Source organism: Nostoc sp. (assembly GCF_036918015.1).
In the GTDB taxonomy this organism is placed as follows: Bacteria; Cyanobacteriota; Cyanobacteriia; order Cyanobacteriales; family Nostocaceae; genus Nostoc.
The window spans coordinates 96,473-111,786 of sequence record NZ_JBALEO010000077.1 but is presented as its reverse complement, the minus strand read 5'-3'; the positions used below and the strand labels follow the sequence as shown (position 1 = coordinate 111,786).

Below are 15,314 nucleotides of genomic sequence, written 5' to 3'. Positions count from 1 at the left end.
GTTTTAGCTCCTTTAAAGAGGGGTTTTCAGGATATCTTTCTTTAACTCATCACTGCGAAACTGAAAGCGGAAAACTACTTTGCGATCGCCTGGATTATCACGTTTCTTGTCAGATTCAATTTCTCCACGCCCAGCAGCTAATATTTTATGGCTTAAAGGTACTTTTGTAGGGAAATTCATATCATAGAAAATGTAGTTATAAACTGATGCTGATCGCAACAAGCTTAGTTGTAGATTGGTTTTGTCGTCTCCATCTGAGCTAGTGTGACCTTCTATAATTACACGGCTAATTTCCTTATCAAATTCTGGTTTTGAGAAAATAACACCACTGTAAACAGGAATAAAGCGGCGTAGGAAGGCTTTCCCTTCTGGTTTAAGTTCTGTGCTTCCCTTGGCAAAAAGAATTGATTCTTGAATACTGACATCCCCGGTTTCTGGGTTGACTTTAACATTGATATTGTTGCTTTTCATCTGTCCCACAACATTGCCAATTACTACTCGTTTGGGTGCATCCTTTTGTGCAAGCTGGAGTAATGTAGTGATAAATAGTGATCTACAGCTCGATTGATTTCGTCGGCTGTTTGCTGTAAAACCCCTTTTGTATCTGTTTTAAATTGATTGAGAGTGTCTCCCAAACTCTTAGCAAATTCTTGGAGTTCTACCAAAGTCTTTTTTTGAAAGTTCTCAATTGTCAGGATGGAACTTGCCAAACTTTGAGATATACCACTCAATTCTCTATGCAGAGTCAGCACAGCTTCGGAAGCTTGTTGGGTTAATTCTGCACTTTTATCTAGCCGATCTGCAATCGGTTCGAGTACCTGAATTCGCAAATCTTTGATGAGTTCTTCTAAAACTCTCTGTCCCTGGTTTTCTTGAATTTCTCGGAGTTTTTTCTGTTCTTTGAATATTTCTCCCAAGGCTGGCTTAATCTGCTGACCTACGGCTTGACCAATAGCTTGGGCTGACAACTGATTTAAACCTGCGAATTGTTCTGCAATACTCCTACCTACAGCTTGACCAATGCCTTCTGCATTTAGCTGCTTTAACCCGGTCAAGCTTTTTGCTACAAGACTAAGTGCTTCAGCTACTTCATGGTTGCTATTGTCTGCCGTTTTTAAAGTTGCGATCGCCTTCAATTTCTGACGCAAACTATCACGTAGTTTCTGCCGTAGTGAATCACGCCCAAACAAAACTAGAAGAAACAAGCTACCAGAACCAAGCCCCATCATGGAAGTCGAGAAAGCTGTTTTCATTCCCACCAGTAGCTCTTTACTGGCAGTCATCAGTTCTTTGGTATTTTCTGTAGATAAATTGATTCCTTGGAGTCCCTGTTGTATACCATAAAAGGTTCCTAAAAGACCAATGGCAGTACACAAGGTTGTCACGAAGCGTAGGGAACTACGAGGTATTGGGTGGGCTAAGACAGATGGATACTTTATCAGTACGAACTTGCCATCTTGTTGTCTGAATTTACTAGAGTCATCAGTTCCTAGATGGTCTTTTAACCAACGACTATCCTTTTCTGAAGGCTTGACATTTTTACCCTTTTTAAAATTACTCAAAAATTTAATTCCGGCTTCAGTTGTTCCACACTCTGAGCGCCAATACTCCCATAATGTGCAAAATTCGATAATAATTGCAATTACTAACACAAAAGCAATTGTGTAATGAAAAGGTTCATTATGCCAAATAATGTTCCAAACTTTTGTCATTTCTACGCTGCACTCCTCTTGTTTGTCTTGGTTATATCTTTTTGAATTGCTTTAATTCTTTATCCGTAAGAACTTTTTCAGCTATCCGCATTGGGAGATGTTCTGCATCCAGGCGTTCTCCTATAGGTTCCCGGAGGCATAAGCTATAAAGTCGCTCCCCTTTTGCCTTTTTATCCTCAATTAAATAAACCTGTTCTGGTGCATAGCTTCGCAACAAACGCACCTGCAAACAGGTTTTTAAATCCCGTGAAGAAATAGATAGGGGTGAATCTTCTCCAAATAATTCACGAGCTACTTTCCAAGCGTGGTTAACTGCCACAATCTCGTTAACCAATTTCTCCACCGAGGGGTAGAATAGTTTTGCAGTTTCACTAATCAATGCTTTTGACCTACCTGCCTGAGCTTCAATAGGTCTATAGTTCCCAAAATGGAAACTTATTTAAGTTTTTTGCTAAAGTTATATTTATAAAAGTAATTTTTGATGTCAAATTGCTCTTTGGGCGTTGAAAAGGTGCATAAATTAACCTTTTCGCAACGCCATTGCTATTTAATATATGGTGCCTTAATAACGCACCCTAAAAATTGGGGATTTTTTACTGGTATTTTGCTAATTATGCTGAATCAAACCAACTAATGAACAAGCAATTGAATTATTTAAGGTGTGTCACGATTTAACTCCGATGTACCTACCAATTTACTTGGTGAGATTAGATGAACGGACAACACGCATTTACATTCTGGCTGGACAAAGCTTTGAAGTAGAAATATTACCAAATGGGAGGGTAAGATATTTATGACTAAAGCAAATTTTCAAGGGATGACTAAACAAGAGTTAAGAGCTTATGTGTTGGAACATCAAGACGATCGCGAAGCTTTTTATGCATTAACGGACAAACTTAGAGAAGAACCAGGGATTGAAATTACCTCAACAGAGCAGATGCATGAGCTAATTGAAGCAAGGTTAGATGAGGCTGATGCAAGAGATGCTTATAAGGTACTAGAGGAAATTGCAGGGCTGGGGATTACACCCTTGGAAGAAATTAAAAGGGAGCTAGGGATATGAGCTACCAAGTAGCATTAGCACCTTCGGCTGTGCAGAAAATTGCAGAATTGGACTCAGAGGTGCAGCAACGACTAGCACAAAAGTTAGAGGGACTAGGATTAAATCCATATCCAGAAGATGCTCACCCATTGAAGAACACTGAACGACTGTATAAGGTTCTTTTGGGTGAATACCGCATTATTTACCAGATTCAAGATCAACCCTTGCTAGTAACAGTGATAAAGATTGCACATCTCAAAGATTATTAAAGCTTATCTGGAAAAGCGATCGCCTACATACCACCCAAGGCAACCAAAATAAAACTTCAAAATTTACTCTACCACTACGCAACTAAAAATTTCACAAAATCTCTGCTAACTTTCCTACTAGACTATCTGCTAAATCCAATAACCTGATATCGTCAGTATCAATATTATTTACTTCACCAGCTAACAAGCTTCTCACAGCAGATAACTTGTCACTAGTTTCCGAAATTCTCCAAACTTCATCTAAGTTTACTGCAAAATCAAACAGCGATCGCTCTCCTAAATGCTCTCTTATGCTAATAGCTACACTATCATTACTTACCAGAAATTCTTTAATAGTATCTAACTGAAAATTACCTAATATTTCATCATGTCCCCACGTTTCTAGCCAGTCTCCCTCCACATCTTCAACGTAAATATTGACAAAATCAACCCCATAAGTCAGCCAGTTCTGCTGCATTTGTCGCGCTGTCGCTAAAGCTTCAGCAAACGTATCTACTTGATTGTTGCAGTGAGTTTCTCTTTTATTAGCCATAGAAGCTGTAATTAGCACGTAAGTATGTAGGCTAGACACAAATCTGAAATATCAAATTCCTGAAATTTCACGAAAATTTTAAATATTTGCCACCAGAAAGGTAATCACTGTTATACAGGGCCACGTTGACTAACTGGTTCACAAAATTAGTATCCTTGGGATTGTAACTTAAGAACAATCCTCTCTCTATTTCCCACGATCGCAGTGTATTTTGCCAAGCTTGGTACTTTTGTTGATTGAGTTCTTCACTAACACTGGTAACTTGAATGCACAGTGGTTGATTGTTACGACTAACAATTAAATCTGTTGCCATTGAAAGGTCGGCAATATAACGCTGCCAAAAACTACCTTCTCGCTGAACAATATCTTGGGCTATTGATCTAATGATATCATTATCAACCTGATTAAATTCACCTGCCATCAATTTTTGTTTCCAAATATAAAACTTGGAGTCACTTGCATTGATCCATCTGGGAAATAGATAACCATACCAATATCTCTCAATCGGCGTCATCATCTCGAACTTTGCGTTTTGTTCCTCTTCTGAAGGTAAGGATTTGATCGTCAGCCATATTGTCGAATCCGTAATCACCTCTAGCAGAAAGGCGATGACAAAGGGTTTTGCAGTCAGGGAACCTGGCTTGATGTTTTTTACCCAACGATTGATTTCATCTAATCTTCTCGCTAAATTATGATCTATCGAGGAGGCTTGCTCGATAAGGGACTTTAGCTGATCCTTAATTTCTTGTGCTTGCAATCGATGCCCTACTTTCAGAAGATTACGCTTTTTTTACACATTGATAACTAGATTTTAACTTGAAAATGTCTTTAGTTTATTTCCTGATGTAATCAAATATTCTCTAGGTCGATACCCTGTATACGTAAAGCCTCGCGCAGTCGAGCAATTTCTTGCTCTGCTTGCTCGGCACGTTCTTCTGCCTGTTCGGCGCGTTCTTCTGCCTGTTCGGCACGTAAACGTTCTTGTTCAGCCAATTCTTCTGATGATAGTATTAATTGATTTTCAGTAGTGAAGAATCTTAATTTACCTTCATAAACTCCTAAATAAAGTTCTAACTGCTGACTCCACAAACGTCCATCAGTGGTTACTTGGATTTCTTGATACTTACCATCAACTAAATGAAATCCCTGAAGTTCCATTGTTACAGGATCAAACCAGAAATAATCTGGTGTACGGAAGGTATCTTGGTAAACTTGTTTTTTTAAACCTTTATCAACTGCTGTCGTTGAACTTGACAAAATTTCCACAATCAAGTTGGGATATTTGCCGTCTTCTTGCCAAACTACCCAACTCTTACGGTCTTTTTTTGGGGTTCCCAAAACTACAAAAAAGTCTGGGCCGCGAAAATATTCTGATTTTTTCTGTTTAGGACTGTAGTAAATCGTCAAATTGCCAGAAGCGTAGAAATCTTGCCTCTCTCGCCACCACAATTTGAGGATGCGAATCAGCAAATCAATTTGTTCTCGGTGTAGATCACTTTCCAAGGGTGGTTCGTCACTCAGTATATCACCAAGAGGAAAAATAACTTCATCCTCTGAAATATTATCAGAGATGATTTCTAGGGTAGCAGGTTCAGACATCAGCGATCGCCCCGCAATTATACGTTCATTTTACTGAAAATTTGGTAACTTGCAGATGCTTTTAAGAACTTGTAACAACTTAATTGCACCGGGAGATTCATTCAGATTTAATAATGGCATTAACTGATAAGTTGGCTGTTCGTCATGTCTTAAATAAACAAATTGATAACGCAGTCCGTTAGTTGCTAAACCCCAAACAGATGGTTGTTGATCTAAACTTTTAAAAGCATAAGTGAGTAATTGAGGTAAACCCTCACCCACTTCAACCGCACTATTTTTCGTTTCAATCACCACAACCCAAAAGGGCGGCGCAATATTACTTTGAGGATTATTGATTGCTAAAATATCCATCCGTCCAGTAATTCTTCTGTCTTCATCTTCGACTGCGATCGCAATGCTGTCTTCCATTGTCAACCGAATCGGCACATCGTAAAATCCAGCTAGGCGCATTAAGGGTGCGATCGTTAAGAATTTAACCAACCCTTCAGAAATTTTACCTGCGCTTAAATAGCGACGGAAGTCGTTTCTGATTCGCAATAAATCCTGCTGTTCAAACTCAGAGAGTGGTTCTAGAGTTAAGAAGTCTGTGAATGAACCATTGGAAAGTTCTTCTAGTTTTAGAAAGCGATGAACATCATTAAGGGATAGGCTGCTAGCTTCGACGGTAAGCGTCATAATTTCAGGCTTTGCTTGTCAAGACTACTTCCAATATTGCAACATTCTTGGTAGATAGGTTGTAAAACGTCTTTAAATTTTTTAATCGCTTGCTTTCGGTAGATGAAAATGAATGTAAACTAAATAACTCGGCAATTTTTACCTAGCTTAACGAAAATCTAAACAGCGTCTAGTACAACTAAGCTAAAAATAGTTTTCAGTAACAATACCGTTTCTAAATGTAATCATGTCTCAACCAACTATAGAATCAATCTTACAAGAGAACCGTCTCTTTCATCCTACCTCGGAATTCTCGCAGAACGCCCATATCAAAAGCCTGGATGACTATCAGCGTCTCTACGATCAAGCCAAAGCCGATCCGCAGCAATTTTGGGCAGATTTGGCTGGAAAAGAATTAGAATGGTTCCAAAAATGGGATACAGTATTAGACTGGCAACCACCTTTTGCTAAGTGGTTCGTTGGCGGTAAGATTAATATTTCTTACAACTGTCTTGACAGACATCTCACTACCTGGCGCAAAAATAAAGCAGCATTAATTTGGGAAGGAGAACCAGGTGATTCCCGTACCCTTACCTACGCCCAACTCCATCGGGAAGTTTGCCAATTCGCCAATGTATTAAAGCAACTAGGCGTACAAAAAGGCGATCGCGTTGGTATTTATATGCCGATGATTCCCGAAGCTGCGATCGCAATGTTAGCCTGTGCCCGAATTGGCGCACCCCACAGTGTGGTATTTGGTGGTTTTAGTGCCGAAGCTTTGCGCGATCGCTTAATTGATGCTCAAGCTAAACTAGTAGTCACGGCTGATGGTGGTTGGCGCAAAGATGCGATCGTTCCTCTGAAGGAACAGGTAGATAAAGCCTTAGCTGATGGTGCTGTTCCTAGTATCGAAAACGTCCTAGTTGTCAAGCGCACCGGACAAGAAACTTATATGCAGTTGGGCGGACGCGATCATTGGTGGCATGATTTGCAAAAAGGAGTATCAGCAGATTGTCCCCCCGAACCGATGGATAGCGAAGATATGCTGTTTGTCCTCTACACTTCCGGCAGTACGGGCAAACCGAAGGGTGTAGTGCATACAACTGCTGGTTATAATTTGTATACCCATATCACCACCAAGTGGATATTCGACCTGCAAGACACAGATGTATATTGGTGTACTGCCGATGTAGGTTGGATTACGGGGCACAGCTACATTGTCTACGGCCCGCTTTCCAATGGTGCAACCACGATAATGTATGAAGGTGCGCCCCGGACTTCTAATCCTGGCTGCTTCTGGGATGTAATTGAAAAATACGGTGTTAATATTTTTTATACTGCACCTACGGCAATTCGGGCATTTATTAAGATGGGTGAACAACATCCGAATGCGCGAAACCTGTCTTCATTGCGTTTGTTGGGAACCGTTGGCGAACCAATTAACCCGGAAGCTTGGATGTGGTATCACAAAGTAATTGGTGGCGATCGCTGTCCAATTGTGGATACTTGGTGGCAAACGGAAACCGGCGGTATCATGATTACACCGCTACCAGGGGCAATTCCCACCAAACCCGGTTCTGCAACTCTTCCCTTCCCTGGAATTATTGCAGATGTCGTAGATTTGGAAGGAAACACCGTACCCAATAATGAAGGCGGTTATTTAGCTGTGCGACATCCGTGGCCAGGAATGATGCGGACAGTTTACGGCGATCCAGAACGCTTCCGCCGCACCTATTGGGAACACATTCCGCCTAAAGATGGTAACTACATTTACTTTGCTGGTGATGGTGCAAGACAAGATGAAGACGGTTACTTCTGGGTAATGGGTCGTGTGGATGATGTACTGAATGTCTCAGGACATCGACTCGGTACAATGGAAGTAGAATCAGCTTTAGTTTCGCATCCAGCGGTTGCAGAAGCGGCAGTAGTGGGTAAACCCGATGAACTTAAGGGGGAAGAAGTAGTTGCTTTTGTGACTCTAGAAGGCACTTATCAGGCAAGTGAAGAGTTGAGTAAAGAACTCAAACTGCACGTTGTCAAAGAAATAGGTGCGATCGCACGTCCAGGAGAAATTCGCTTTACAGATGCTTTGCCCAAAACGCGATCGGGTAAGATTATGCGGCGCTTGCTGCGGAATCTAGCTGCGGGGCAAGAGGTATCTGGTGATACTTCGACATTAGAAGATAGAAGTGTGTTGGATAAGTTACGAGAAGGCGCGTAAATAATTTCAAATGAGCTTAGTAGGGACGCACATATATGCATTGGTGTCAACTGAAGCCGAAAACTATATCGGACAGGCGTTTTGCAAATCCCTCACGCCCTCATCCCCTAACCCCTTCTCCCTTGGGAGAAGGGGAATTGAATCTCTAGCTAGCTCCCCTCTCCCTTGGGGAGAGGGGCTGGGGTGAGGGCAAAACGTTGTCACCAAGCGGGTTTCACGTAAAATTGACAACAATGACATATATGCTGCCCTTACCGTCTGTCTTGTGATGCATTACGCGCTAACGCAGGCCAATTTATCATAAAGATTAGAACATTATTGAGGCATTTAGGGCGATGAAGGTGAAGTGCAAATCCAAATCAGCATTTGTTCAACCTATTGGCTGCATGATGCTGAGTATTATCAGTGTAATGGGAATATCACCATTAGTGTTAGCGGTTCCTGGACAAGTTTCTTTGCATTCGCCACAACAGTCTGCACAGAGACAACCACAAAGAATAGCACAAGCTTCAGGTACAGGGACACCAGAGCGATCGCAGATACTGCAACAAGTCAATGCTTTATATAATCAGGGAGACTTTAAAGGCGCAGAGGAAAATTTACGTAAATTCATTAAAAAATTCCCAGAAGATGCATTTGGACATTTTCAACTGGGAAATGCGCTTTTTCAGCAAAAGAAACCAGAAGATGCAATTAGTTCCTATCGAGAAGCCATTCGCCTCCAGCCAAAATATGCTCTAGCTTACAATGCGATCGGTATGGCTTACGCTAGCCAAAGTCGCTGGCAAGAAGCCATTACTGAATATAAAAAAGCTTTGGAAATTAATCCTAATTATGGCGAGGCGTTGACTAATTTTGCACTGGCAATGTGGCAAACAAATAAAAAAGATGAGGCGCTATCTTCTTTAGAAAAAGCTTTAAATATTTTCAAAGAACAGAATAGAGGTGAAAAAGTTAACCAAGTAGAACGAATTTTAAAAGAGATCAAAACTGCTGATGAGCCTGGTGTTTCATAAACATCATATTATTCAGTGGATAAAAGTTAAGAAGAGTTGCTGCGATCGGCTTTAAGGATGCTTTGCTAGAAATGGTATCGGATACGAAGATTATGCGGCAGTTGTCGCATAATCTTGCCTCATGGATAAAAAATAGGTTTGAAAATGATGACGACAAACCAGGAGAAAAGTGTATGCAAGTAAGACAAGAAATTTTTGATACTTATTGGCGATTTGCTGCTACGCGCCAGGAAGTATTCTTCAACAAAATTAACAACTTACCACCACCGTGGACGAGTGATCCGATTATTAATACTTATAAATTTTGTAATGCATATCGAGCAAGCGATCGCGTTTCACAATATCTGATCAAAAACGTAATTTACGATGAGAAGAGGAGCCAAAATGAAGAAGAAGTAATTTTACGGATTCTACTATTTAAAATCTTTAATAAAATAGAAACATGGAAATACTTAGAAAACAAAATAGGAGATTATATTACACTGTCTAATTTCGACTCAAATGTATACTCAGATATATTACAAGAGGCTATGAATCTTGGATATGTCATTTACACAAGTGCGTATATGTCCTGTGCCAGCAAGGAGTTTGGTTATGATAAAAAACACCAGAATCATTTGGCATTAATTGATAAAATGGTTGTCCAAGATAGAGTAGTTAAACGCATAGTCAAAACCCAAAATTTTGAAGACGTTTTTAAGATTATTCAAGAATATCCATTGCTAGGTAAGTTTATGGCTTACCAATTAGCGACAGATATTAACTATAGTGAAATTATCAACTTTGACGAAAACAGTTTTACTATAGCAGGCCCAGGAGCCGAACGTGGTATCGACAAGTGTTTCATTGATACAGATGGTAAAACATACACAGATGTTATTCATTGGATGACTGAAAACCAAGAGAAAGAATTTCAGCGTTTGGGGTTAAATTTTCAATCACTTTGGGGTCGTCCGCTACAAGCTATAGATTGCCAAAATTTATTTTGTGAAACTGATAAATACTGCCGAGCAGCATTTCCTGATTTGAAAAGTAATCGCAAAAAGATAAAATCAAAATTTACTTCAACGCATCAACCAATTGATTATTTTTATCCACCAAAATGGCGTATTAACGATAAAGTACAAGAAAGTTTAGCACAGAGATTGCCAAAATTAGATATTCCTAATTTGCAAAAAATCAATAATAGTAGTTATCAGCAATTATCTTTGCAATTAGATTCTCTGGTAAAAACAACATCTGAAATTCCGAATAATATATCAAAACTGCATAAAAAATATAAGCAAGAGACTCAGAATAAAAAATTAAAAGCCTTACAAAACGTAAATACAGAACAATCTCAACAGTTATGTCTATTTTGATGCATTCTATTATTTATTCATGAATAAACAGCAATTCAGAGTAAAACATATCGAAATGAAAGGATATGCCAAGATTGATAGCACTGAAAAGTATCGATATTTACTAGGGCGTAAATGGGTTGAGAATTTGCCGCAAGTTACTTTTGTGATGCTTAACCCAAGTACTGCCGATGCTGACAAAGATGATAGGACACTCACTAGATGTATTAAATTTGCTGAATTTTGGGGTTATGGTTCTCTTGAAGTGGTCAATCTATTTGCTTATATTACTCCAAAACCCCGTGAACTTCATCAAGTAAATGATCCTGTGGGTTTAGAAAATAACTCTTATATTAAATCAGCAACAGAACGCGCTGACTTAATTATTTTGGCATGGGGAGCGAGTAAGTATCCCAGAAATAACCGTGACCGTGACAAAGAAGTGCTAAGTCTAATTTCTGGTAAAAAAACTCTTCACTGCCTCAAGCTAACAAAGAAGGGATACCCAAACCATCCGCTATATCTTAAAGTTGAAGACAGTACAAAATTAATTATTTTTCCTAATTTTTCCCTACAAATATAGCTGAACTTAAAACTTTAATAGCAATACTTTTTAAGTATCATAATATTTGTATTTTATCCCTATAAAAATCGCTTTAATCAACAAACTTGAAATTGGAGAAGTTTCATTATGAAATTTTCTGAGTATCAAACACAAGCACTTAATACAAACCAGATTCCTGCTGTAGAAGGTACTGAACTAATAATACCTCTTCTCGGCTTGATAGGTGAAGTTGGCTCATTGATGACTGAGTATAAAAAACATTTACGCGATGGTGATGCACATAAACTATTTAAAGAAGGCATCGCGGAAGAATTGGGAGATATGCTTTGGTATATTTCCAACTTGGCAAGCAAGTTTAACCTTAATTTGGAAGAAATTGCGGAAGATAATATGAGAAAGTGCCGTGACCGTTGGGGATGGAGAGATTCAGCACCAATAGATGATAAAGCTACAACCTACATATTCGACAATGACTTTCCCGAAAATGAAAGTTTACCACGACAGTTTGAAGTAGAAATTACGGAGATAAGCAAAGATAACTCAATCAAGATGAAGGCATTTATCAACAAAGAACAAATTGGAAATGACCTCACCGATAATTCCTATACAAGCGATGGCTACCGCTTTCATGATGTTTTCCATTTTTCCTACGCCGCAGTTTTAGGTTGGTCGGTTGTCACTCGTAGTATTCTTAAATGTAAGCGCAAAAGTAATTCTAGTATTGACGAGGTTGAAGACGGCGGGCGTGCAGTAGCAATTGAGGAAGGTATATCAGCACTTGTATTTAGCTATGCCAAAGATCACGGTTTCTTAGAAGGCGTTTCAACATTAGATTACCAACTATTGAAGACTATCAAAAATATGACATCCCATTTAGAAGTTTCTCAGTGTTCGCTGGGTGATTGGGAGAAGGCAATTCTGATGGGCTATGATGTTTGGCAACAGGTGGATAAATATCGGGGAGGAACGGTAGTTGTTGACCTTGATACACGCTTGATAACTTATCAAATAGCAGTGGACTGATACCAAAGGCAAAGTAAAAAAAGAAAAACTTAATAATTAAGATACAGTATTTTTGTGAGTATCTCTAATTTGAAAAAACATACTTTATTGTGAATTTAACAAGTGCAAAATTCCTAAGTCTCAAGTCTTATAGCCCAACAAAGCTTGTTAGATTTATTAGTATAATAACTGAAATACAAACATAATCTTGGTTGTGCCTATGACTTCGCTATCGGCATTAACTTTACCCGATCACACCCAGTTACCAGACTCAGATGGTACATTTGTGAAAAACTGGCAAGAGCATCCCCAAAGTATCTTACTTACTGACTCTATTAAACTTGTCTTAGAGGAACTTCATCCTGATAGTCAATATTGTATTGGGCAAGATTTAGGTATCTACTGGCGATTGACAGATCCTCCAGAGAAAGGGGCTGAGGCACCAGACTGGTTTTATGTACCCAATGTACCGCCTACTCTCGATGGTAAAACGCGGCGTTCTTATGTGCTGTGGAAGGAGTATATCGCGCCCTTGATTGTGATTGAATTTGTCTCTGGAGATGGTTCCGAAGAACGAGATAAAACACCGCCATCTCAAGGGCAAGGTGGAAATGTTGGGAAGTTTTGGGTTTATGAACAGGCAATTCGAGTGCCTTATTATGGGATTTATGAAGTAGCAAAAGCTCAGATTGAGGTGTATCATCTAGTCGATAATAATTATCAATTAATGAAAGTTAATGAACGGGGACATTACCCAATTGCTCCTATGGGTGTAGAGTTAGGAATCTGGCAAGGATTTTATCAAAATGCAGAGTTACCTTGGTTGCGGTGGTGGGATGCACAAGGAAATTTACTGCTAACAGGTGAAGAACGTGCTGTGATTGAGCGGCAAAAACGAGAGAGAATTGTAGAGAAATTGCGATCGCTCTCTGCTGAACAACTCAATGCTTTAGGAATTGAGCCAGAAATGTTAGATTAGGAAATATTCTCATCTATCAATATTACATCTTCATATATTTCTGCGATCGCACAACGAAAATCAACGCTAGCTAAATGCACTTCTTCCCCTTTTTCATAAGGGTAAAGTACCCATTGTCCATCTTGATTCCGGCGAAAGCATTCTACACTCATTCGGTCTGGTGAAATTAACACATATTCTTGCAGTGATTCTAAGTGTCGGTAACTAGCGAATTTCTTGCCTCTGTCATAGCCTTCGGTTGACTCAGAAAGCACTTCGATAATTAAGGAAGGATGGCACTTAAAATAGTCAAATTCTTTATCTCGTGTATCGCAAGTCACCATCACATCGGGATAAAAATAGCGATTTATGATATCAATCTGTGCTTTCATGTCTAACATATAGACACGGCAACCACTACCCCGGAGATGGTTTCGCAACAGTACAAACAAGTTTCCTACTACAGTGACATGAGCATCACTTGCCCCTGCCATTGCGTAGACTTGCCCATCAATGTACTCATGTTTGATCTCACTTACTTTCTCGCCTTCTAGATATTCTTCCGGGGAGATATAGTACTCACTTTGGCTAATGACCATTTTTGTACCTTAGTAATTTTATCAAACATTTTAACTCATACAATAAATCTAATGAGCGACAGCGCCACCAGTTGGCTTCACCTTTTTGAGGAATAAAATAGCAATTCCACTGAGTAATAATGCGATACCAATAAAGTAGAAACAATCGTTAAAAGCCATTACAAATGCTTCTCTGCGGACTATATTGGATATAGATGCGATCGCTTGATTTTGGGCTGTACTTAAATCTGCTCCTTTACTGACAAAATACTGCGTCATTTGGTCAATTCGCTGCTGAGTTTCTGAGTTATATAAAGATACTCCATCACCCAATCTATTCGAGTGAAATTGCTCTCTATTTGCTAATAAAGTCGCTAAAGAAGCAATTCCGATAGAACCGCCCAGATTCCGCATCATATTAAATAAACCACTTGCTGAACCTGCTTCTTTCGGACTCAAACCAGCAGTAGCAATAGAACTAAGCGGCACCATAATTAGGGGTTGTCCCATTGCACGCACAAATTGCGACCAGCGTAATTGATCTAATCCCGTTTCATTAGTCATTCCAGAGTTCATAAATGCACTGATGGAAAACAAAGTCACACCAAAAGCTACCATTAACCGCACATCAATGCGTTGCATCAATTTCGGGATGAGGGGAATAATAAACAGTTGAGGAATACCAGCCCAAATTAATACTTCACCAATTTGCAGAGCATTGTATTTTTGAATTTGGGCAAGATACAACGGTAAAATGTAAATTGAACCATACAATCCTACTCCCAACGACACATTAACAATACTGGCTAAACCAAAGTTCCGCCTAGACAAAAGCCGTAAATTAATAAATGGTTGTTTACGAGTTAATTCTATAAAGAAAAATATTGCCAAGAAAATTGCCGCTATTACACTTAAGCGCACAATTAACGCTGAACCAAACCAATCTTTGCGGCTACCTTCTTCTAAAACAACTTGTAGCGAACCTAAGCCAATAGCCATTGCAATAATTCCCCACCAGTCACCTTGTTTAAGTAAACTGATTTGGGGTTTTTCTTGCTTGATTCCGTACCAAACACCAGCCAGCATTAATGCCCCTGGAATTACATTTATATAAAAGTTGTATTCCCAACCAAAATTTTCGGTTAACCAACCCCCTAATGTCGGGCCAATTGAAGGTGCAAAAACTGCACTAAACCCAAATGCAGCCAGTCCAACTGATTGTTTTGATTGGGGTAAAGTTGTTAAGACAACTGTCATAGCAGTGGGAATTAATACTCCTCCGCTAAAACCTTGTAAGACCCGAAAGAAAATCATGGAATTGAGATCCCACGACCAGCCACAGCAGATAGAAAAGAAAATAAAGAGTGCAGTATTGACTAACAGATAACGTCGCAGAGAAAATACCCGTGATAACCATCCTGTTAGAGGAATTACCACAATTTCTGCTACAAGATACGCGGTAGAAATCCAAGAACCTTCTTCGAGAGTTGCTCCTAAACTTGCTTGAATATCTTGCAGTGAAGCATTAGTTATTTGAATATCCAATACCGCCATAAATGCACCAAGCATACTGGCTAATACACCAATCCAGGTTTTTAGCGGTACATAGTCTGGTGGTAAAGCAGGATTTTGCCCTTGCTGACGAATTACACCTGTATTAGCCATAACTTTGTTCCAGTTTCAAGGTTAAGTAGCAAAAAACTTGATTATTAAATCTTATACCAATATGTTCTTTGCCTATACGTGAGCTTGCATTACGCTAAAATTTAAAAAATAATTGCTATAGAAAGCCCCGTAAACACAAATATAAATTTAACTCCGGTTAT

18 protein-coding genes are annotated in these 15,314 nt (G+C 39.3%); 9 read left to right on the top strand and 9 right to left on the bottom strand.

The window, feature by feature from the left end; all coding sequences use genetic code 11:
* Nucleotides 1-12: 12 nt before the first annotated feature.
* Genes V7K61_RS22485 through V7K61_RS22475 form a run of 3 tightly spaced genes read right to left on the bottom strand, consistent with a single transcriptional unit; the run spans nucleotide 13 to nucleotide 2,091 of the window.
* The gene (locus V7K61_RS22485) at nucleotides 13-471 is read right to left on the bottom strand and encodes an OmpA/MotB family protein (protein ID WP_335056649.1); all 459 of its coding nucleotides are present in this window, start codon (nucleotides 469-471) and stop codon (nucleotides 13-15) included.
* 23 nt (nucleotides 472-494) lie between these two features.
* Complete coding sequence (locus tag V7K61_RS22480) at nucleotides 495-1,712, bottom strand: hypothetical protein (protein WP_335056648.1); 1,218 nt, start codon at nucleotides 1,710-1,712, stop codon at nucleotides 495-497.
* 31 nt (nucleotides 1,713-1,743) lie between these two features.
* A complete protein-coding gene (locus tag V7K61_RS22475; protein ID WP_335056646.1) occupies nucleotides 1,744-2,091 on the bottom strand; it encodes a hypothetical protein in 348 nt (115 codons plus the stop codon).
* A gap of 241 nt (nucleotides 2,092-2,332) precedes the next feature.
* Here V7K61_RS22475 and V7K61_RS34210 point away from each other — a divergent pair, with 241 nt between their 5' ends.
* Genes V7K61_RS34210 through V7K61_RS22465 form a run of 3 tightly spaced genes read left to right on the top strand, consistent with a single transcriptional unit; the run spans nucleotide 2,333 to nucleotide 3,023 of the window.
* On the top strand, nucleotides 2,333-2,509 hold the full coding sequence (locus tag V7K61_RS34210) for a DUF6888 family protein (RefSeq protein WP_442936354.1): 177 nt from the start codon (nucleotides 2,333-2,335) through the stop codon (nucleotides 2,507-2,509).
* Nucleotides 2,506-2,775, top strand: a complete 270-nt coding sequence (locus V7K61_RS22470) for a DUF6887 family protein (protein ID WP_335056644.1) — start codon at nucleotides 2,506-2,508, stop codon at nucleotides 2,773-2,775. The genes V7K61_RS34210 and V7K61_RS22470 overlap by 4 nt, the downstream gene beginning before the upstream one ends.
* Nucleotides 2,772-3,023 carry a type II toxin-antitoxin system RelE family toxin gene (locus V7K61_RS22465; protein WP_335056641.1) on the top strand — a complete coding sequence of 84 codons (252 nt, stop codon included), beginning with the start codon at nucleotides 2,772-2,774 and terminating at the stop codon, nucleotides 3,021-3,023. The genes V7K61_RS22470 and V7K61_RS22465 overlap by 4 nt, the downstream gene beginning before the upstream one ends.
* A 91-nt stretch (nucleotides 3,024-3,114) precedes the next feature.
* Here V7K61_RS22465 and V7K61_RS22460 read toward each other — a convergent pair whose 3' ends face one another.
* From V7K61_RS22460 to V7K61_RS22445, 4 genes are all read right to left on the bottom strand, one after another.
* The gene (locus V7K61_RS22460) at nucleotides 3,115-3,555 is read right to left on the bottom strand and encodes a hypothetical protein (protein ID WP_335056639.1); all 441 of its coding nucleotides are present in this window, start codon (nucleotides 3,553-3,555) and stop codon (nucleotides 3,115-3,117) included.
* 67 nt (nucleotides 3,556-3,622) lie between these two features.
* Nucleotides 3,623-4,312, bottom strand: a complete 690-nt coding sequence (locus tag V7K61_RS22455) for a hypothetical protein (protein ID WP_334898648.1) — start codon at nucleotides 4,310-4,312, stop codon at nucleotides 3,623-3,625.
* A gap of 92 nt (nucleotides 4,313-4,404) precedes the next feature.
* Nucleotides 4,405-5,154 (bottom strand): Uma2 family endonuclease, encoded by a 750-nt coding sequence (locus V7K61_RS22450; protein ID WP_335056638.1) that lies wholly within the window; start codon nucleotides 5,152-5,154, stop codon nucleotides 4,405-4,407.
* A 30-nt stretch (nucleotides 5,155-5,184) separates the two neighbouring features.
* Nucleotides 5,185-5,829, bottom strand: coding sequence for a restriction endonuclease subunit R (locus V7K61_RS22445; protein ID WP_335056636.1), 645 nt, complete (start codon nucleotides 5,827-5,829; stop codon nucleotides 5,185-5,187).
* 226 nt (nucleotides 5,830-6,055) lie between these two features.
* On the opposite strand from V7K61_RS22445, the gene acs reads away from it, so the two are divergent.
* The 6 genes from acs (at nucleotide 6,056) to V7K61_RS22415 (ending at nucleotide 12,931) form a co-directional block, all read left to right on the top strand.
* Nucleotides 6,056-8,029, top strand: coding sequence for an acetate--CoA ligase (acs, locus tag V7K61_RS22440; RefSeq protein ID WP_335056634.1), 1,974 nt, complete (start codon nucleotides 6,056-6,058; stop codon nucleotides 8,027-8,029).
* Nucleotides 8,030-8,364: 335 nt separating this feature from the next.
* Nucleotides 8,365-9,045, top strand: a complete 681-nt coding sequence (locus V7K61_RS22435; protein ID WP_335056632.1) for a tetratricopeptide repeat protein — start codon at nucleotides 8,365-8,367, stop codon at nucleotides 9,043-9,045.
* A 173-nt stretch (nucleotides 9,046-9,218) separates the two neighbouring features.
* The gene (locus tag V7K61_RS22430; RefSeq protein ID WP_335056630.1) at nucleotides 9,219-10,406 is read left to right on the top strand and encodes a nucleotide kinase domain-containing protein; all 1,188 of its coding nucleotides are present in this window, start codon (nucleotides 9,219-9,221) and stop codon (nucleotides 10,404-10,406) included.
* A 19-nt stretch (nucleotides 10,407-10,425) separates the two neighbouring features.
* Nucleotides 10,426-10,968: a DUF1643 domain-containing protein gene (locus V7K61_RS22425; protein ID WP_335056628.1), complete on the top strand. Its 543-nt coding sequence runs from the start codon at nucleotides 10,426-10,428 to the stop codon at nucleotides 10,966-10,968.
* Nucleotides 10,969-11,076: 108 nt separating this feature from the next.
* A complete protein-coding gene (locus tag V7K61_RS22420; RefSeq protein ID WP_335056626.1) occupies nucleotides 11,077-11,973 on the top strand; it encodes a nucleoside triphosphate pyrophosphohydrolase family protein in 897 nt (298 codons plus the stop codon).
* A gap of 199 nt (nucleotides 11,974-12,172) precedes the next feature.
* Nucleotides 12,173-12,931, top strand: a complete 759-nt coding sequence (locus V7K61_RS22415) for a Uma2 family endonuclease (RefSeq protein ID WP_335056624.1) — start codon at nucleotides 12,173-12,175, stop codon at nucleotides 12,929-12,931.
* Here V7K61_RS22415 and V7K61_RS22410 read toward each other — a convergent pair.
* On the bottom strand, nucleotides 12,928-13,509 hold the full coding sequence (locus V7K61_RS22410; RefSeq protein WP_335056622.1) for a Uma2 family endonuclease: 582 nt from the start codon (nucleotides 13,507-13,509) through the stop codon (nucleotides 12,928-12,930). The genes V7K61_RS22415 and V7K61_RS22410 overlap by 4 nt on opposite strands.
* A 48-nt stretch (nucleotides 13,510-13,557) precedes the next feature.
* Entirely contained in the window at nucleotides 13,558-15,153 is a 1,596-nt protein-coding gene (locus tag V7K61_RS22405) for a DHA2 family efflux MFS transporter permease subunit (RefSeq protein WP_335056620.1), read from the bottom strand.
* Nucleotides 15,154-15,314 lie beyond the last annotated feature (161 nt).